Source organism: Yersinia similis (assembly GCF_001053095.1).
Taxonomy (GTDB): domain Bacteria; phylum Pseudomonadota; class Gammaproteobacteria; order Enterobacterales; family Enterobacteriaceae; genus Yersinia; species Yersinia similis.
Map to the genome: position 1 here is coordinate 70,145 of NZ_CGBP01000011.1, position 19,172 is coordinate 89,316.

Genomic DNA, 19,172 nt, shown 5'->3' on the forward strand with positions numbered 1-19,172 from the left:
TACCCTCACATCTGACGTTACAGCGTTGGGTCTAGACGGAATAAAGAACATACTCTTCAATCGCTTGTTGATTACTCCAGGACTTGGTCAATACAGCAGCATCTGCCGCATCCAACCACTGGTAGGCGAGATGCTCAGTAATCACGATATCCCGCTCCTCCGGCAACGCCAAACAGAACCAATGTTCTTTGTTACGCGTAATTCCCGGAGCATAGCGACGGCGCAAATGCGCAAAGAGTTCAAACTCCACACAGCGCTGACAGTCGAGCAACACCAGATTTTCACCCAGAATGTCAATGCCGACCTCTTCCTTTACTTCGCGCTGTGCGGTTTGCAACGGAGCCTCCCCCTCTTCCAGACTGCCGGTCACCGACTGCCAAAAATCAGGATCATCGCGCCGTTGCAACATCAACACTCGCCCGCTGGAGTTGGCATAGATGACGACCAGAACCGACTCGGGGCGTTTATAATTCATTACTGATTCTCTTCTGCCCCAGCATCAGCAGAGCCTTTCTTCGCCACCACGCTAATGGACAGCTCTTGCAACGAGGCTGGGTTGGCAAAACTTGGCGCATCGGTCATCAGACAAGCCGCAGCGGTGGTTTTAGGGAAAGCAATCACATCACGGATGTTATCGGTACCGGTCAACAACATGACCAGGCGATCCAAACCAAACGCCAGGCCCGCATGTGGCGGGGTGCCAAATTTCAGTGCATCCAGCAGGAAGCCAAACTTCTCACGCTGTTCATCCTCAGTGATGCCCAAAATACCAAAGACCGTTTGCTGCATTTCAGTGCGATGAATACGCACAGAACCCCCGCCCACTTCATACCCGTTGATCACCATGTCGTAAGCATTGGCGATAGCGGTGGTTGGTGCTGCGGCCAGTTGTTCCGGGCTCATGTCTTTTGGTGCGGTGAATGGATGATGCATGGCCGTCAGGCCGCCTTCGCTATCATCTTCAAACATTGGGAAATCAACCACCCATAACGGTGCCCATGTCCCCAGACGCGTCAACTCGAGATCACGCCCTACTTTCAGACGCAACGCCCCCATCGCATCGGTCACAATCTTGTAACTGTCCGCGCCGAAGAACAGGATATCGCCACTTTCCGCCTGAGTAGCCACCAAAATGGCGTCCAACACTTCAGCACTGAGGAATTTGGCTATCGGGCTTTGTACCCCTTCAAGACCTGCAGCACGGTCATTGACCTTCAGCCATGCCAAGCCTTTCGCACCATAAATCCCGACAAACTGACCATACTCATCAATTTGTTTGCGGCTGAGTTGTGCCCCACCCGGTACACGTAACGCAGCAACACGCCCTTTGGCATCATTGGCCGGGCCGGAGAACACTTTAAACTCAACGTCTTTAACCAGAGGGGCGACATCCACTAATTCCAGTGGGTTACGCAGATCTGGCTTATCGGAACCATAACGACGCATCGCTTCAGCAAAGGTCATTACCGGGAAATCACCCAGATCAACGCCTTTGGTTTCCTGCCACAATTCACGGACCAATTTTTCCATCACTTCACGCACTTGATCTGCGCTCATGAACGAAGTTTCAACATCGATCTGGGTAAATTCAGGCTGACGGTCAGCACGTAAATCTTCGTCACGGAAGCATTTTACGATCTGATAGTAACGGTCAAAGCCAGACATCATCAGCAACTGTTTGAAAAGCTGAGGAGACTGTGGTAAGGCGTAAAATTTGCCTTTATGCACACGGCTTGGCACCAGATAGTCACGGGCGCCTTCCGGTGTCGCTTTGGTCAACATCGGGGTTTCGATATCCAGGAAGCCATGGTTATCCATAAAGCGGCGTACAAAACTGGTAATTTTGGCACGGGACTTCAAGCGGTTAGCCATTTCCGGGCGACGCAGATCCAGATAGCGATATTTCAACCGCTGCTCTTCGCTGTTGATCTGATTGGAGTCTAAAGGCAATGGCTCAGAGCGATTAATGATATTCAGCGCGTTAGCAAAAATTTCCACTTCACCGGTGGACATATCTTTATTGATTTGACTGTCAGGGCGTGCACGCACAGTACCGGTAATCTGAATACAGAATTCATTACGCAACTCAGAAGCTTGTTCAAAAGCAGCTTTATGGTCTGGATCGAAGAATACCTGAACGATGCCTTCGCGATCACGCATATCAATAAAAATCAGGCCACCCAGATCGCGACGACGGTTAACCCAACCACAAAGTGTAACGCTTTGGCCCACGTGGGACAGATTCAACTGCCCGCAATATTCAGTACGCATACAATATCCTTTTACTCAGCCGATGCCGCACGCGTTATGTACTGTCCGTACGGCGGTTTTCTGGTGAACCCTTTATTCTGGTAAACCCAATATTTTGGTAAACCTCTGTGTTCTATTTATTAATGCTTTATTGTTTCAACCTCAGCGAAGGCTCTCTGCTTATCGCCCGGTTTTAAATCTGCCGCATGCCTTTTTGTTGGAAACCGGCCACAGAGATCGGTTCGATGACACGCAGGACATTGAGTCAGTGACGTATCGAAAAATTTCTGCAATTTCTCTAATCGATGGTTGCAAGCGCTATACGCTCTATTTTATCCAAAAGAAACCGTATAAAGGCAGAGGTATTTTGGATTAAAGAGCGTTGAAAAAGGGGGCCATTATAAAGGAAATTCATGGCATAGATAAGAGCGAACGCACAGCTCAGGCACGACAAAATTCCTTTCAGTGAAGTTTTAACGCATCATTTAACAAAATTACCCCCTCTCATAGGCTACCTGATAACCTATGTTGATATTAATGGGTCAACAGATTGCCTATTTCGGGCGATAAATCTGCCAGGGCAGCAAACGAACGCGTCCCGATGAGCTTACATCAGTAAGTGATTCGGGAGAGAGAGCAGCTAACAACGCTGTAGCGTCAAGTTAAAAAGGGGATTACCCAAATTAATTGGCGTTACAGCTAGGCAGCAAACGAACGCGTCCCGATGAGCTTACATCAGTAAGTGATTCGGGTGAGTGAGAGCAGCTAACAACGCTGTAGCGTCAAGTAAGAAGGGTAAAAGATGTATATCGGACTGCCGCAATGGCAACACCCGGCCTGGGGCCGACTGGGTCTTCGAGACTTGGCGGACTATAGCCGCTATTTTAATTGCGTTGAGGGTAATACCACCTTTTATGCATTGCCACGGTCAGAAATTGTGCTGCGCTGGCGTGATATGACGCCTGACAGCTTCCGTTTCTGCTTTAAATTCCCCGCCACGATCAGCCATCAGGCGGCTCTGCGTGAGTGTGATAAAGAACTACAGGCTTTTTATCATTGCCTGGCTCCGCTGAATGACCGCATCGGTCAACTGTGGTTACAACTGCCAGCCGCCTTTGGGCCAAATGAATTGGACCGTTTGTGGCAGTTTGTCGATAAATTACCCGCTGGTTTTCATTATGGTGTGGAAGTCCGTCACCCGGAGTTTTTTGCCAAAGGTGCCGCAGAGTTAGCCCTTAATCAAGGGTTGCATCAGCGATTAATTAACCGGGTGATGCTCGACAGCCGCCCTATTCACACCGCCAAGCCTTTAACCGCCGCCGTTCGTGATGCTCAAAGTAAGAAACCCCGTTTGCCCGTACATGCTGTCGTCACTGGTGGCCAGCCTTTAGTGCGCTTTATTGGTGGCGACCAACTGGATGATAACTTGGCCCTGTTTGCACCCTGGCTACAAAAACTGTCCTTATGGGAACAGCGCTATCAACCTTACGTTTTTATTCACACGCCCGATAATGGCGATTCACCACAGCAAGCTCAAAAAATTTGGCAAAAGTTGGCAGAGGCCATCCCGACATTGCTCACCGCCCCCGATTGGCCAGAGCAAGATACGCTATTTTAGTCACATCAGCGGGTAGCGCTCGCAGTATCATGGGCAGTACTCACATGATCATAAATAGTGCGATTGGCCTTATCTTTTCGCGTTTCAGATTAAGACGCGATAAATGATCAGTTCGCCATTTTTCTAGCGACAGCCACTCGGTAGACGGTTATCATTATTCAGCCAGTCTATGGTTGGGCAATGGAGTTGAAAATGGTTAGCTCTCTTTATGTGGTGTTGGGCGCACTGTTATTAATCAAGCTGTCATTCGATGTAGTTAAATTGAGAAACCAGTACCGGGTAGCTTATGGTGACGGTGGTTTTTATGAATTACAAACTGCCATCCGTGTACACGGCAACGCCGTAGAATACATACCTATCGCTGTCATTTTGCTCATTATGATGGAAATGAACGGCGCACTGACGTGGATGATCCATCTTTGTGGATTAATGCTAATCGTTGGCCGCCTACTACATTATTATGGTTTACGTCATCGCGAAATTCGCTGGCGTCGCTCCGGGATGAGTGCCACCTATGTTTCACTCGTATTAATGATTATTGCGAATATTTACTATTTACCTTGGGATCAGATTTTCAGTTTTACCTGATTCTGCATTAAGACAGTCCCTGTTCCGACAGGAAGATAGCCGGAACAACCGTTAGTCTGGGCGGTTTATCGCCGCCTTCATGTTTATGCCCTTATCACGACACTCGCTTTATCACGCTTATCTGCCAAATTTTCTGTTATAATATGCGCCTTTAATTTCTTGCTTTGTTTATCTCAGAATCTCAGACGCCATGCCAAACCGCGATACTCAATCTCAAAACGATACGCAACGTCATTCTTCAGAGGCGGCAGAACCCCGGCGCGATAGCCTGTTTGCTGCGCCTATTGCTAAGTTAGGTGACTGGACCTTTGACGAGAAAGTCGCTGAAGTGTTCCCCGATATGATCCAGCGCTCGGTTCCCGGCTATTCAAATATTATTTCGATGATCGGCATGTTGGCAGAGCGTTTTGTGCAACCGAACAGCCAGATTTATGATCTCGGTTGTTCGCTGGGTGCCGCCACACTGTCGATGCGCCGTAATATTAAGGCCGATGGCTGCAAAATTATCGCAGTGGATAACTCACCCGCAATGGTTGAACGTTGCCGTCGCCATATTGATGCTTTCCGCGCAGAGACGCCGGTAGACGTGGTTGAAGCCGATATTTTGGATATCAAACTGGAAAATGCATCAATGGTGGTGTTGAACTTCACCTTGCAATTTCTCGAACCCGCCAATCGCCAGCGCCTGCTCAATCAGGTATATCAAGGGCTACGTCCTGGTGGTGCACTCGTATTATCTGAAAAATTCAGTTTTGCAGATCGTGATGTGGGCGAATTATTGTTCAATATGCACCACGATTTTAAACGCGCCAATGGTTACAGTGAACTGGAAATCAGCCAAAAGCGCAGCATGTTGGAAAATGTCATGTTGACCGACTCCGTAGAAACCCACAAAAAACGCCTGCATCAGGCGGGGTTTGAACATGCTGAAGTCTGGTTCCAATGCTTTAATTTTGGTTCACTGATTGCCCTGAAAGCAGGAGAGGCTCAATGATTGAGTTTGGCGATTTTTATCGACTGATTGCCAAAGGCCCATTAAGCCCATGGTTAGATACCCTACCCGCACAACTCAGCGCTTGGCAGCGCGAATCGTTGCACGGTAAATTTAAAACCTGGTTTAACGCCGTGGAACATTTACCACAACTGACGCCCACCACACTGGAGCTACGCTCAGGTGTAAGAGCAGAAATGTCCCCACCCATTTCTGCAGGTCAGCGTGAGGGAATGGAGAATATGCTGCGCGCTCTGATGCCTTGGCGCAAAGGCCCCTTCTCGTTATATGGGTTGGATATCGATACCGAGTGGCGTTCAGACTGGAAATGGCAACGGGTCTTGCCCCATATCAGCCCATTGGCAGGCCGTACCATCCTGGATGTCGGCTGTGGCAGCGGTTATCACCTATGGCGCATGATAGGTGAAGGTGCCCATCTGGCGGTCGGGATTGACCCAATGCAGCTATTTTTATGTCAGTTTGAAGCGATCCGTAAACTTTTAGGTGGCGATCAGCGGGCGCATGTCCTGCCCCTTGGCATTGAACAACTGCCGGAGTTGGCTGCTTTTGATACCGTGTTTTCCATGGGGGTGCTGTATCACCGCCGTTCACCACTGGATCACCTCTATCAACTTAAAAATCAGTTGGTTACTGACGGGGAGCTGGTGCTAGAGACTCTGGTCGTCGAAGGTGATAGCCAACAAGTATTGGTGCCGGGTGATCGTTACGCGCAAATGCGCAATGTGTACTTTATTCCTTCGGCACCCGCCCTAAAAGCCTGGCTGGAAAAATGTGGCTTTGTTGATGTCAGAATAGCGGATATGGCCGTGACCACGACCGAAGAACAGCGTCGTACCGACTGGATGACCAGCGAATCATTAGCCGAGTTCCTTGACCCACACGATCACAATAAAACTGTAGAAGGCTATCCGGCACCACTAAGAGCGGTGTTAATCGCCCGTAAGCCATGAAAAATCCCCCAGCTAACCCTACTGGGGGATCCTATTCGTTCTATCCCAAATAAGTGGTGTTACCGCAGGGCAAAACGCGCGAGTCCCTGAAGATTCAGATAAGTAAGAGCCGCTAATAACCCTGCCACTTCACGTACGAGGGGAGTATCAATATTATGTGCACTAAGCGCGCTTAGAAAGAGGTGACCCCATAACTAATAAACTCTTCATGGCTTCAACGACCTCACCATCAACACAATAGTGAGAAAACTCATCGACATCACTGTCGGCGCACATAGTAACCCCGGCTTTACGGTATCGCATAGTTGATGGCACCGTCCTCCCGGCAGAACTGTGTAGTTCACGAATTCCGACATCAATAAACTTTTGCATATTCGTCAAACGCACCCCGGCCCCGGCCATAATAATCGGGCCTTGATCCTTGGTTGCTGCGACCAAATCTTTCAACAAAGCCAAACCCAACTCAGCATTTTGCTGCTGCCCAGAGGTTAAAATACGCATCACATTAAGTTCAGCCAATTGCTTTAAGGCAATCATCGGATTTTGGCACATATCAAACGCGCGATGGAAGGTTACTGCCAGTGAACCACTTACTGACATAATCTCCCGCATCCGTGGCATATCGATATGCCCATCAATATCCAGTACTCCAACAACGATGCCGGCAAAACCCAAATCACGGATCCGCGCAATATCGTTTTTCATAATGTTAAAATCATTATTGCTGTAACAAAAATCACCACCACGCGGTCGAACTATCGGATGAACCGGTATAGTCACGGTTTCTCTGGCCTGCATTAATGCGCCGACACTCGGCGTCAAGCCTCCTTCAGACTGACCACAGCATAATTCAATCCGGTCGGCTCCTGCCTTTTCTGCTATTTGTGCACAATCAACGCTATAGCAACAAATTTCCAATTTAGTCATTATCTCCCCCGCTTGACAGATTTCACTGCGACAGTGAGTGTAAACCCCCTGAAAATCAATGATTCACTGGCTAATTAACAAAGTGCCGAATATATATCGAACTAAAACAGAATACGATTAACCATGCTGAAGTATTCACTATGACACTCATTTTAGATTTATGAGTAGATGTCAGTCACAGTGATAACTATAAGTGATAGTCGTTATCGAAATAAATAACTCCTATACGTTAGCAACGGTGCTCGCTATCAACGATTTCCCGCAGAGTATACGGATGAAACTTAATGGTTATCTCACCATCACTCACGGCCAGTGTCGGGTTAGATAAACGCTCGTGTACCCCTTGTGGCGAACTGCATTTTACGCTAACCCCTGCGGGCAACACCGCCGGTAATAGTGTTCGGGCGCGGTGCATTAACGTTTGTGGGTCACCCGGTAAAACAAGTTCAATATGTTCCCACCCCTCGTGGGGGTAATGTTTTTTGCCGGGGTACGGTAACTCAACACAATCTATCAACCATGGCCCAACATTCAGCGGTTGTGTCATATCAAACAGACAAATTGGCCGTCCGTTAATCAATGTCTCAGACATCAAATGACCACATTGTTGTAACCCGAAGCGCCAGCGCTCTGCGGTTTCAGCTTGATGGCAACGTAATGAGATATGATCGGCACAAAATTGCGCTAAATCCAAATTCAACTGGGTAGCGAAAACCGCCAACTGTTGCTCAAAGCGCGGCAAATCTGCTAACAAGTCATGTAATTCAATGATCTCTTTCAGACCGTGCATGTGGTTCTCCGTCTGATGGCGTAGGTAGGATGTTGAAGCGGCAACAATTTACCGTTATTTAAGTTAATCAGCCATACATAATCTCCCTCCTCTTTTTATACCCAACGTCACTGGTATTACCGCCAAGCCAACCAGTGAACACATCTCACCGAATTGACATTAAAGATGTGATTCGAGTGAGTGAACACCGCTAGTCCTTATGGCCTCAAGTTCTAAGTAGATGCGAATAAAATCACCACTTAGCCTCTTTGGCGATGAGATTCGCAGCAACCACGGGCCTGGTACTGACGTCGATAGCCAAATATGATATAAATCCTGCCAGTTTATAACTCTCACTCTGTCTGGCTACCATTCGGGTAACACTCAACGAGTGAGAGGTCCAGACTACACTCATGTTTAGCTGACACAAAAATATGCAGCTAATACAAGAGTATGTAACTGACACAGAAAAGAGTCACCGACACAGAAATGTGACTGGCCAAGAATTTTTTGTGCATAATTAATCTGTCTTTCGTATGTAATTAAGGTAACCCGGTGAATATTCAGGCTCTTCTCTCAGATAAAGTCAGCCAGGCGCTGATTGCAGCAGGTGCTCCAGCAGATTGCGAAGCTCAGGTTCGCCAATCTGCCAAAGCTCAATTTGGCGATTATCAAGCTAACGGTGTGATGGCCGTTGCCAAAAAACTTGGCATGCAACCGCGACAGCTGGCAGAAAGAGTTGTTGAATTGCTCGACCTTACAGGTATCGCCAGTAAGATTGAAATTGCAGGCCCCGGTTTTATCAATATTTTTCTGGATCGTCAGTGGGTGGCCGAGAAAGTAGAATATGCTCTGACGGCACCTAAATTGGGCGTCTCACCTGTTGAGCCACAAACTATCGTTGTTGACTATTCAGCGCCTAATGTGGCTAAGCAGATGCACGTTGGTCACCTACGCTCCACCATTATTGGTGATGCCGCAGTACGGACATTAGAGTTTTTGGGCCATAACGTTATCCGTGCCAACCACGTCGGTGATTGGGGTACCCAGTTTGGCATGTTGATCGCCTACCTGGAAAAAATGCAGAACGAAAATGCCAGTGATATGGAGCTATCGGATCTGGAGCTTTTCTATCAACAAGCGAAGAAAACCTACGACGAAGACGAAGAGTTCGCTCTGCGTGCCCGCGCCTATGTCGTAAAACTGCAAAGTGGTGACGAATACTGCCGTCAGATGTGGCGTAAGCTGGTGGATATCACCATGGCGCAGAACCAAATTGCCTATGACCGTCTGAATGTCACGTTGACCAAAGACGACGTGATGGGTGAAAGCCTGTACAACACGATGCTGCCAGAGATTGTCGCGGATTTAAAAGCCAAAGGGCTGGCCGTCGAGAGCGAAGGCGCGACCGTGGTCTATCTGGATGAATATAAGAATAAAGACGGTGAGCCAATGGGCGTCATCATCCAGAAAAAAGATGGCGGCTACCTCTACACCACCACCGATATTGCCTGCGCCAAATACCGTTACGAAACGCTGGGCGCAGACCGGATACTCTATTACATCGATAGCCGCCAGCATCAGCATTTGATGCAAGCCTGGACCATCGTACGTAAAGCTGGTTATGTGCCAGAATCCGTACCACTGGAACACCACATGTTCGGCATGATGTTGGGCAAAGATGGTAAGCCGTTTAAAACCCGTTCCGGCGGTACCGTCAAATTATCCGATTTGCTGGACGAGGCAGTTGAACGTGCTGGCAAGTTAATTGCCGAGAAAAACCCGGATATGCCTGCCGATGAATTGAAGCAAGTGGTCAATGCGGTGGGAATTGGCGCGGTGAAATATGCCGATTTGTCCAAGAGTCGAACCACCGACTATATTTTCGATTGGGATAATATGCTGGCGTTGGATGGCAATACCGCACCTTATATGCAATATGCTTATACTCGCGTGGCTTCAGTATTTAGACGTGCGGGTGTTGATGAAACCAGCCTGACGCTGCCATTAGTGATTACAGAAGATCGCGAAGCCGCCTTGGCTACCCGCCTGTTGCAGTTTGAAGAAGTCATCACCACCGTGGCACGCGAAGGTACACCGCATGTCATGTGTTCTTATCTGTATGATTTAGCAGGCTTGTTCTCCAGCTTCTACGAGCATTGCCAAATCCTGAATGCTGAGAGTGAAGAGATCCGCCAAAGCCGCCTAAAACTGGCGATGCTAACGGCTAAAACGCTGAAGCAAGGTCTGGATACCTTAGGTATTCAAACAGTAGAACGGATGTAAATCGTCAAAAAAAGGCCCCTCGGGCTGAGAGACCCCCAGAAACATCATTTATTTATGGGGAGTCTTCAGCCCAAAGGGCCTTTATATTTCTCGAAAAACAACTTTCGAGTATTTTATTTGTCTGTCTATTTATTATTGGATATTAAGAGTTAACCCCCTACGCCGGTGTGCTTTTTATTCACCACTTGCCCGATAGACTCATCGTCATGAGAAGTGCCATCAGGAATGTTGACATAGGGGAACTCACCGTTAACACCCTGTTTCATTGTCCCCAATAGGGTTGGGGCAACATTAAACCCGCCACCGTTTTTATAATAACTGTTTTTAATAGAACTCAACTCTTGCTTATTCGTCTTCAGGATAACATCTTTACTGCCACTACTTATTTCTGCCCCGTGCAGTTTCGTCGTGCCTTGCACTGTAATCACTACATCACTGTCACCGAAAATACCAGATTGCTCAGCGACAGCATCATTATTGACTAGCTGCACATCCAGCTTCGCATGCCCTTGTGCACCTTCTGGATTGGTGAGAGCCCCTTTAAATTGCTCCCCCATAAAGCGGGCGGTTGCATCACTAAAATTACGCGATTTCGTTTCAGCAGATAATGGTGGAAGGTATACGCTGCCAGACTCTTTACTGAAACCAACCCCGCCCATCGTATCTTTGGGTGGTGATTTTTTGTTATACATCAGCTCACCTTTTTTAATACCTGAATCTATTTTTCCTTTAATATCCTTCTCGAACTTCTTAGTACCAAGCTTCGATAGTTTAGATGTAACACTGCTGCCTTTATCGTTGGTATGGCTCAGGGATAACTCAACATCCACCTTGACGCTATCTACCTTACTTTTGACACTTTCAATTGTTAGATCGCCACCCACATTAATATTAGCCTGTGTGGTCTCAATTCGCGCCCCTTTCATTACCGCATCTTTTTTGGTATTCAGAGAAAAATGTGCCGTATTGATATAAGTATTTTGATGTCTAAATGCATCCTGCAGATCAACCATCACTTTAACTCCCGCCCCCTTATAATTACTTTTACTGGCCTTATCGCTGTCAATCGTTCCATCTGCTTTTTTAGGCGATGCACTTTTCAGTACCAGATCCAGGTCGACCCCGAAATTCCAATTCTCTTTTGGCAATTCACTTAAGGCAGACTCAATAAATACCCCACCATGGCGTGCACTCAAATCGACTTTTGGTGCAATAACTTTTAGCCCTTGTAAATGAATAGCTTGATTGCTGTCACTGTCTGATTTAATAGACACCGTTTTTTTACTGTAAATATGCCCCCCCTGCTGGTCAGAAACAGACTGATTGACTTGATCAACCTTAACGCCGCCTCCTACAACATTTTCCTTTGAGGTACTGTCTGTAGAACGCTTGCCTCCCAGTCGGAAATCAGCCAGCGCGCCATCATTAATATCGACACTACCAAACACCGCTGCCGGCATGTTGACCTGCCCAGCAGCAACCAAAGAAACATTATTTACGTGAACATCCGGACGGCCTATTTGTATACCTTTTGCGGTAAGATCCGCACCAGCCTCAAGTAATACATTGCCCTGAGTATTAATTTGGCTGACCCCAGCCTCGGTTCGCTGACTTTGGCCTTTTTCGTATCCACCACCACCTGCGAGACGGAAACTCTTACCACTCGCATCTTTACCAAGACTGAGTTTCCCATTACCCGAAATTTTTATATTACTGCTGCGTTGGCTATCTTGCACCTGATCAAAATAGAGGTTCTTGCCGGCCTTAATATCAATATCCCCGGCGCCGCCATTAATATCAGTTGCATAATGATAGGTATCTCCGGTAGTACGAATATGAACCCCCTGCTGAGCTTTAATGTTCGCCGATAGCATCCGTTCAGCAGAGATCTCACTCTCGCTGGTTTCAGCCTTAGCCCCCAAGCTGACTTTTATATCTTTAGTGGCAGTGATACCAAGACGTCCCCCCACCTCACCTTTTTCTCCTTGGGTGGTTTGCTTGTCACTATTGACTGCGGCGTTACTGAAATGACGCTCTGCCTTCAATTTCATAGCCCCATGAGTGGCGTGATACTGTGTCCCTTCATCCAACACATCTTTTTTAGCCACCAGCTCAATATCCTGAGCTTTAATCGTGGTAACCAACGCCAGTGAATTACTCTCTGTTGATTTGGTATTGCCGCCCGATGCCTCAAAATCTATGCCCGCAGTTGGATCTGCAATCCCCGGCATGTTCCCTCTTCCACCAATATTATCGAGCGTATTCGCAGGGGTTTTTATTGATTTCTCTATCGGGCGGGTAAATCCACTGTAGTCAATATTAAAACCAATACCTGCATCAACCTGCAATTTATTTGTTTTTGTAATCTCAATATTATGGCTCGCCATATTATTGATATGCGTTGCATCGGCATGATAACTTTTGGCAACCTGATGCTGTGCACCCTGTTGAGTAATATCCCCGCCAGCCTTAATATTCATATTGCCGTTAATATGGGTTTTGACCACAAGATTATTTTCAATATCATGGTGGCTATCACTATCGACATGGGTATATTGCACCCCATTGCCAATTTTATCGATTCCTCCTGTGTAATAGAAACCACCACTATTTTCAACCCTATTTTTATTAATCAGTGCGCGATTTTTGGCACTAAAGAAGCCAATGTTTTTTTCTGTTTTTACAGTAAAATCACCCTCGCTGGTACTAATGGCCGTACCAAAAAACGTAATATCGTCTCCGGCAGTGAGATTAATCTGTTCTGCACTTAATGTTGCAATTTGGTGCTCATCTCTAAGCGTATTTTCAGTGTCTTTTTGATGATTAATGAGAAAGCCCGCACGATACTGTTTATCACTGCTTTCTTTGGCAAACCACTCAATGCTGAGGCGGGTTTTTTCCTCATCTATTTTTTGTTGCTGACGCGCAGCCTGTACGGTCAACTTCTCATTAGCATGAATATCTAGTTTTCCGTTTACATTAATTCGACTACCATCAATATAAAGGTCTTTTTTGCTGAATATTCTGAAATCCCCATCAGAGCTAATTTCGCTGTCGATAAATTTTTCATAGTGATTATCGGCAGTAGAAGTACTCTTGTTGGTATGCATTATACCGCCAGTTTTTTGATCCCTTTTAAAGCTGCGTGTCCCCATCACACCATCAATACTCAGATAATTTTGAGCCGAGATTTCTCCGCCATCTAATCCATTTATTTTTCCACCGAATATTCTGGCATTATTACCCGCAGTGATTTTTATCCGCCCTCCGGCTAAATCTGACTTATTACCGGTATAAACATACTCTTCTATATTGTCTTTTTCCGAACCATGAGCCCCACCCCACTGATCGTAGTTAATATCTTTAAACTCTGAAGTTAACATACTTGCCACTCCAATATAGACGTCGCCCTTGGCATCTATTGATAACTCACCCTCTGAAGCTATTTTGGCACCATGGATATGCGTGTTTTTGCTTTGTATATTAATATCCCCCCTCGCCTTCACATTAAGAGGGGCAAACCTTTCAGTAACGGTTTTTATATTATTATGACCTCGTTTCAAGTCCTCATCATGATTAATGTAGGTAATATTATTTATTGTAGTATTAGTTTCAGTTGAACCATTTAAATTAATATCACCTTCAGAAAATAAATCAATATTACCATAGGCTTGGACATTAGCATTTTTTAATACTAAATCATCCTGCCCATATAACTTAACATTTCCCCGACTAATAATTGAACTGGCTTGTGAAACATGGTCATTATATTCACTTTCTACTTTCTTAGTTGGTGCATCAAGAGGATTCACTTCAGTAACTACCACTCCTGTCGTCGATGAGTATTTAACCAAATGTGAATCAACATGTAAACTCTCTGCGGCAATTGAGAGATCATCATTACTTAAAAGCGCAGCACCTGACAATTTAACATCGCCAACAGCAACAAAATCAATACGTCCAGCATTAATAATGGTGTTATTTATTTTATTTTCTTTTACGTTAAATAATTTAATTTCATCAGAAGTCATGTTTTGGGTGATGTCAATATTATTCGCTGATATATTCATTCCGTTTTTTATGGTTATCCTCTGTGCAGCATCGCCCTTTCCTCTTAATCGCAACGTGCCATAGGTAATCACCTCAACTTCCTCTGCGACCACATCACCAAATAAATTAACGTTATTATCTTCCCTTGTGTCAACTAAATTAATACGGTTAGCAGAAATGCTGCCAAGATAGTAGCCATCAATTGTTTTTATTTCACTATCCCCAGCTACGACATGTGGTGTTTTATCCTTCTCAATATGATACGTATTTTGACCTGTAATGAAATCTGCATCGCCTTTGACTTTAATATGACCACTGGTATTAATAACAGGTGAAATAAGTGCCAATGCATCAGCAATAACAATATCATTCTGACCAGTTGATATATTTAATGAATTAGTATTTCCCAGGGTATTTATACTACGTAAATCACCATTATCTACATTTACTTTACCGACGGCTAATGTGACATTTTTAAATTCTGGCGAAAAACTGCACCCTTGACAGCTAATCCCATTAGCATTTGCCAGAATATAATCTGCTGGCATCCCTACAATATCTTGGTGCCCGGCCAATACTGAAGCATTTATCCCTGCTACTTCATTTAATATCACACGTGCTGGTGAACCATTTAGCTTTTGATTAGCATTGTAGGTTACACCGCCTTTCGTACCGTTTTCAGTTGCGTTATTAAATATCACCCCATACTCGTTAACATTAAATTCAGTATAGTGATTATGAGAGATACCCTGCTCTGAAGGTGCTGTTATTTTTATTTCAGTCGCGGCTCCAGGGACTTGCTGAACCTCTGGAGTCATATTTTCCCTGTCACTAAAAGATACTAAATACCCAGGTATATCATTAGGTGTTGTAGCTACTATTCCTGATGCATAGCTAAATGTTACTGGCGTGATAATCAAAGATAAGATAACCGTCAACTTCCCTGCTGGGGAAAGTTTAAATTTATTTTTTTTCATTTAAATACCTTTATTAAAAGTTTCAATTATGTTGAGTGAGAATTAGAAGGTATAAGCTATACGGCCCAATACCTGTACGGGTTCGTTCTGTTTATTACTCTCGGAATGCCACCAGCCACGACTTGCCTCCACATCAAAAAATGCATTGTGGTAACGCATCGATATCCCAGCACTTGCACCGGTATTACTTTGCCAACCTTGTTGACTGCCTAGCCTTAAAGCACGCCCTGCATCAATGCCAATACGAGGGGTAAAAAGCACATTGCCCATAAAGAAGTGGCGGGATAACGTATTTTTTATATACCAACCGTTATCTGCCGATTGCGAACTACGACTAAATCCTCTAATGGCATTACGTTCAGTCAAACTTATCCATTCAGGAGAAGGTGCGTGACTTTTACTGTATTGCCCGACCAGAGCATGATCAAATTGATACGGAGAATTTAATAGAGAGAAATTGTGATTAAAATTAACCATCAATTTCCCTGTGGTAAATTGCACTGCGTTTATTTTACTTTCCTGACGAGTACCAAACCATGGCATTCCTCTTTTAATTGTCGCATTAATATTCACTGAGCCATGAGGAAGCACACGAAATTGATTGATGCCCAGTTCAATAGCGGTAAACCTGTAACTATTTACGCCTATTTTTGTGTCATAGAGATAATTATCAATTTTCTTATGCTCTAATTGCATACTTAAACTATTGATCTGCCTTTTATTTCTATGAAATGTATAATCAGTACGGAAATTATATTGCTGTGAATTGCCATTGAAATTTACTGTATTAAACCTTAGTTTGTCATTACGTCTATATTCCATATGATTAGCAAGGGCGCTTACAGTCAATGCACCATAGGGAATTGAATAAGAAAGAGTGAAATCATTTTTATACCGTTTCTTAGCATTTTCCAGCGTTCGGTTGGTATTAAAACGGATAGAGTCAGATAGTCCAAATGGGCTATCTAAGGCTAGTGATACTCTCGCTTGCCACTCATCAGAATTTTTATAACCATAATTATCAATGACGGTAGATAAACTCCAGGGTTTATTATTGGAATTATTTATTCTAATAATTGATTTACCGGCCTGACTCCCTGATAAAATATCAACACTCATTCTATTTGAACGCAATCTATTGGCCTGATCAATGCCTTGGTCAAGTTCGGATAATCTAAGGGGATTATTGATAAAATTAGGAAACAAAAAATGGGGATTAGTTCTTTTGTCGCCACCTTCAATTCTTTCAACAATACCTTCAGTCACATTTAATCCCAGTTGCCCCAAGCTATTTAATGGAATGAAATTGACTCTGGCGGCCAAATAACCTTTATCCAGATATGATCTGGTGACTTCCTTAGCTAAGGCATTAATATCACTTTCACTAATACATTCACCAAGGACATCATCTAGCTTATTTAAATCTGGTAATGACAGCAGTGTATTCCCTTGTAGAAACACTCCCGTTATTGGTAAGCATATTTTCTCTGGAGCATTTTTTTCATATGATGCTGCCTCATGACGGTTTGTAGATAAGAAATGTTTCCCGACTTTGTTGCGTTTTTCTTTATATTCATGGCGCGTATCAATATCGGCGTGCGATGCTATATTTTTATTCAATATAATTTGATCGCTTTCCGTTGCCCAAATAACATTACTGAACAAAAAAATAATTATATATTTCTTTCTAAATTCAACATTCATTTATTATAATATCCATGAATACATCTGGCATGTGATAGATTTTAAAAAATAGATTATTAACAACACACTAGATGTGGAGGTTAAACCAAAGTTTAGTTATTAAAAAAAATCATGCATTGAAAGTACACGTTTAAAACAAACAAAAAAATTCATGGTAAGATAATTAAATTGAAATTAATGATTAATAACGCAATAAAGTTAATTCAAATATATTCAATTAGAAACGAAGAATGGTTTATATATCATTGATGGGATTTTTGTTGCAGATATATGTTGTGAATTGTGGATTTGCGTTGTGAATATGTAAATAGCCCAAAATAATCGGGCTATTTAATACATTATTTATTTAGATTACTAATGTTGATTGGTAAGGTCAGCCCGTTCTACGGGCAAAATCACGCACTTTAAAACCTAATAATGCCAACATGGCAAAGTAGGCAATAACACCGGCAACAACAACTGCCGATAAACGTAGCAACCGATACGCCATACCGCCCACATCCCAATCAGGCATGACCCACAGTAACCCCAACAGCACCGCAGACATCGCGATAACACCGATGACCAATTTAGTCAGGAATATTGCCCACCCCGGCTGCGGCTGGAAAATTTTCTGTTTACGTAGCTGCCAATAGAGCAAACTGGCATTCAGGCAAGCTCCCAGACCAATGGACAGTGATAAACCCGCATGTTTAAGCGGCCCAATGAACATCAGGTTCATCACCTGCGTGAGTATCAAGGTAATAATCGCGATTTTTACCGGCGTTTTAATATTCTGACGAGAGTAAAATCCCGGAGCCAGAACCTTCACCACGATAAGCCCCATCAAACCCACAGAATAGGCCACCAGTGCCCGCTGCGTCATCAGGGTATCGAAAGCGCTAAACTTCCCGTATTGGAACAATGAGACGATCAGCGGCTTAGCTAAAATCCCTAATGCTACCGCGCTTGGCAATGCCAGTAAGAAGCAAAGGCGTAACCCCCAATCCATCAATCTGGAATATTCATCATGATTACCACTGGAAAAACTCTTTGCCAGTGATGGCAGCAGGATGGTTCCTAACGCGACTCCTAACACCCCGGATGGAAACTCCATCAGACGGTCAGCGTAGTACATCCAGGAGACTGAACCAGACACCAAAAATGATGCAAAAATCGTATTGATAATCAGGGAGATCTGACTGACTGACACCCCAAGGATCGCTGGCCCCATCTGGCGCATCACCCGCCAAACACCAGTATCACGTAGCGACAAGCGGGGTAATACCAACATGCCGATCTTTTTTAGGTGCGGGAGTTGATAGCCTAATTGTAAGACGCCGCCTACTACCACCGCCCAAGCCAACGCCATCACTGGCGGGTTGAAATAAGGCGCAGCAAACAGTGCAAAACCTATCATGCTGACATTGAGGAGGGTTGGCGCAAAAGCCGGAATAGAAAAACGATTCCAGGTATTAAGGATCGCCCCGACTAACGAGGCCAATGAGATCAGCAAAATATACGGGAAAGTCACCCGTAACAGCGCAGAGGTCAGCGCAAATTTATCCGGTGTGTCAGTAAAGCCGGGGGCAGTAATGAAGATCACCCAAGGCGCGGCCAGCATCCCCGCGACGGTGACGACCGCCAATATCAAGGTTAACAGGCCAGAGACATAAGCCACGAATGTTCGCGTCGCCTCTTCCCCTTGCTGGCTTTTGTATTCAGCCAGAATAGGCACAAAAGCTTGGGAAAATGCGCCTTCAGCAAATATTCGCCGCAGCAAGTTAGGCAATTTAAATGCCACAAAAAAGGCATCCGTCGCCATACCTGCACCAAATACCCGTGCCACGATGGCATCGCGGGCAAAGCCTAGCACGCGGGAAAACATCGTCATGGAACTGACGGCGGCCAGTGATTTCAGTAGATTCATAGTTTTTTTGATCTGTTTTCTAATGTGCTGTAAATACCAACGCCTGCGGTCTGCAGGCGTTGCTTCTACCCAATGGTGGATTCGCCGTCATAACACGGCCCTAAGACGATGGCAAAACTGGCAACAATCTAC

General features: G+C 45.0%; 12 protein-coding genes. 5 read left to right on the forward strand and 7 right to left on the reverse strand.

The features are described from left to right. Window positions 1-31: 31 nt before the first annotated feature. Window positions 32-475 (reverse strand): dihydroneopterin triphosphate diphosphatase, encoded by a 444-nt coding sequence (nudB, locus tag AC971_RS10250; protein ID WP_025383797.1) that lies wholly within the window; start codon window positions 473-475, stop codon window positions 32-34. After that, window positions 475-2,271: an aspartate--tRNA ligase gene (gene aspS, locus AC971_RS10255; protein ID WP_025383796.1), complete on the reverse strand. Its 1,797-nt coding sequence runs from the start codon at window positions 2,269-2,271 to the stop codon at window positions 475-477. Before aspS ends, nudB begins: the two co-directional genes overlap by 1 nt. 781 nt (window positions 2,272-3,052) lie before the next feature. Between aspS and AC971_RS10260 the strand changes: the two genes are divergently transcribed. The 4 genes from AC971_RS10260 to cmoB all read left to right on the forward strand — a co-directional run bounded on the left by AC971_RS10260 (window position 3,053) and on the right by cmoB (window position 6,418). Further along, window positions 3,053-3,868, forward strand: a complete 816-nt coding sequence (locus tag AC971_RS10260; RefSeq protein WP_025383795.1) for a DUF72 domain-containing protein — start codon at window positions 3,053-3,055, stop codon at window positions 3,866-3,868. A gap of 192 nt (window positions 3,869-4,060) precedes the next feature. After that, window positions 4,061-4,456, forward strand: a complete 396-nt coding sequence (locus AC971_RS10265) for an MAPEG family protein (RefSeq protein WP_025383794.1) — start codon at window positions 4,061-4,063, stop codon at window positions 4,454-4,456. Window positions 4,457-4,646: 190 nt separating this feature from the next. Continuing rightward, window positions 4,647-5,450 carry a carboxy-S-adenosyl-L-methionine synthase CmoA gene (cmoA, locus tag AC971_RS10270; RefSeq protein WP_025383793.1) on the forward strand — a complete coding sequence of 268 codons (804 nt, stop codon included), beginning with the start codon at window positions 4,647-4,649 and terminating at the stop codon, window positions 5,448-5,450. Beyond that, window positions 5,447-6,418, forward strand: a complete 972-nt coding sequence (gene cmoB, locus AC971_RS10275) for a tRNA 5-methoxyuridine(34)/uridine 5-oxyacetic acid(34) synthase CmoB (protein WP_025383792.1) — start codon at window positions 5,447-5,449, stop codon at window positions 6,416-6,418. The genes cmoA and cmoB overlap by 4 nt, the downstream gene beginning before the upstream one ends. Window positions 6,419-6,580: 162 nt before the next feature. Here the strand turns inward: cmoB and cutC are convergent, their stop codons facing one another. Further along, entirely contained in the window at window positions 6,581-7,345 is a 765-nt protein-coding gene (cutC, locus tag AC971_RS10280) for a copper homeostasis protein CutC (RefSeq protein ID WP_025383791.1), read from the reverse strand. Window positions 7,346-7,574: 229 nt separating this feature from the next. After that, on the reverse strand, window positions 7,575-8,135 hold the full coding sequence (locus AC971_RS10285; RefSeq protein ID WP_025383790.1) for a VOC family protein: 561 nt from the start codon (window positions 8,133-8,135) through the stop codon (window positions 7,575-7,577). A gap of 534 nt (window positions 8,136-8,669) precedes the next feature. Here AC971_RS10285 and argS point away from each other — a divergent pair. After that, window positions 8,670-10,400: an arginine--tRNA ligase gene (gene argS / locus AC971_RS10290; RefSeq protein WP_025383789.1), complete on the forward strand. Its 1,731-nt coding sequence runs from the start codon at window positions 8,670-8,672 to the stop codon at window positions 10,398-10,400. A 149-nt stretch (window positions 10,401-10,549) separates the two neighbouring features. Here the strand turns inward: argS and AC971_RS10295 are convergent, their stop codons facing one another. From AC971_RS10295 to murJ, 3 genes are all read right to left on the reverse strand, one after another. After that, window positions 10,550-15,427, reverse strand: a complete 4,878-nt coding sequence (locus tag AC971_RS10295) for a hemagglutinin repeat-containing protein (protein ID WP_038402244.1) — start codon at window positions 15,425-15,427, stop codon at window positions 10,550-10,552. A gap of 42 nt (window positions 15,428-15,469) precedes the next feature. Then, window positions 15,470-17,131, reverse strand: a complete 1,662-nt coding sequence (locus AC971_RS10300) for a ShlB/FhaC/HecB family hemolysin secretion/activation protein (RefSeq protein ID WP_025383787.1) — start codon at window positions 17,129-17,131, stop codon at window positions 15,470-15,472. A 373-nt stretch (window positions 17,132-17,504) separates the two neighbouring features. Further along, window positions 17,505-19,040 (reverse strand): murein biosynthesis integral membrane protein MurJ, encoded by a 1,536-nt coding sequence (gene murJ / locus AC971_RS10305; protein WP_025383786.1) that lies wholly within the window; start codon window positions 19,038-19,040, stop codon window positions 17,505-17,507. Between the last annotated feature and the right edge of the window lie 132 nt (window positions 19,041-19,172).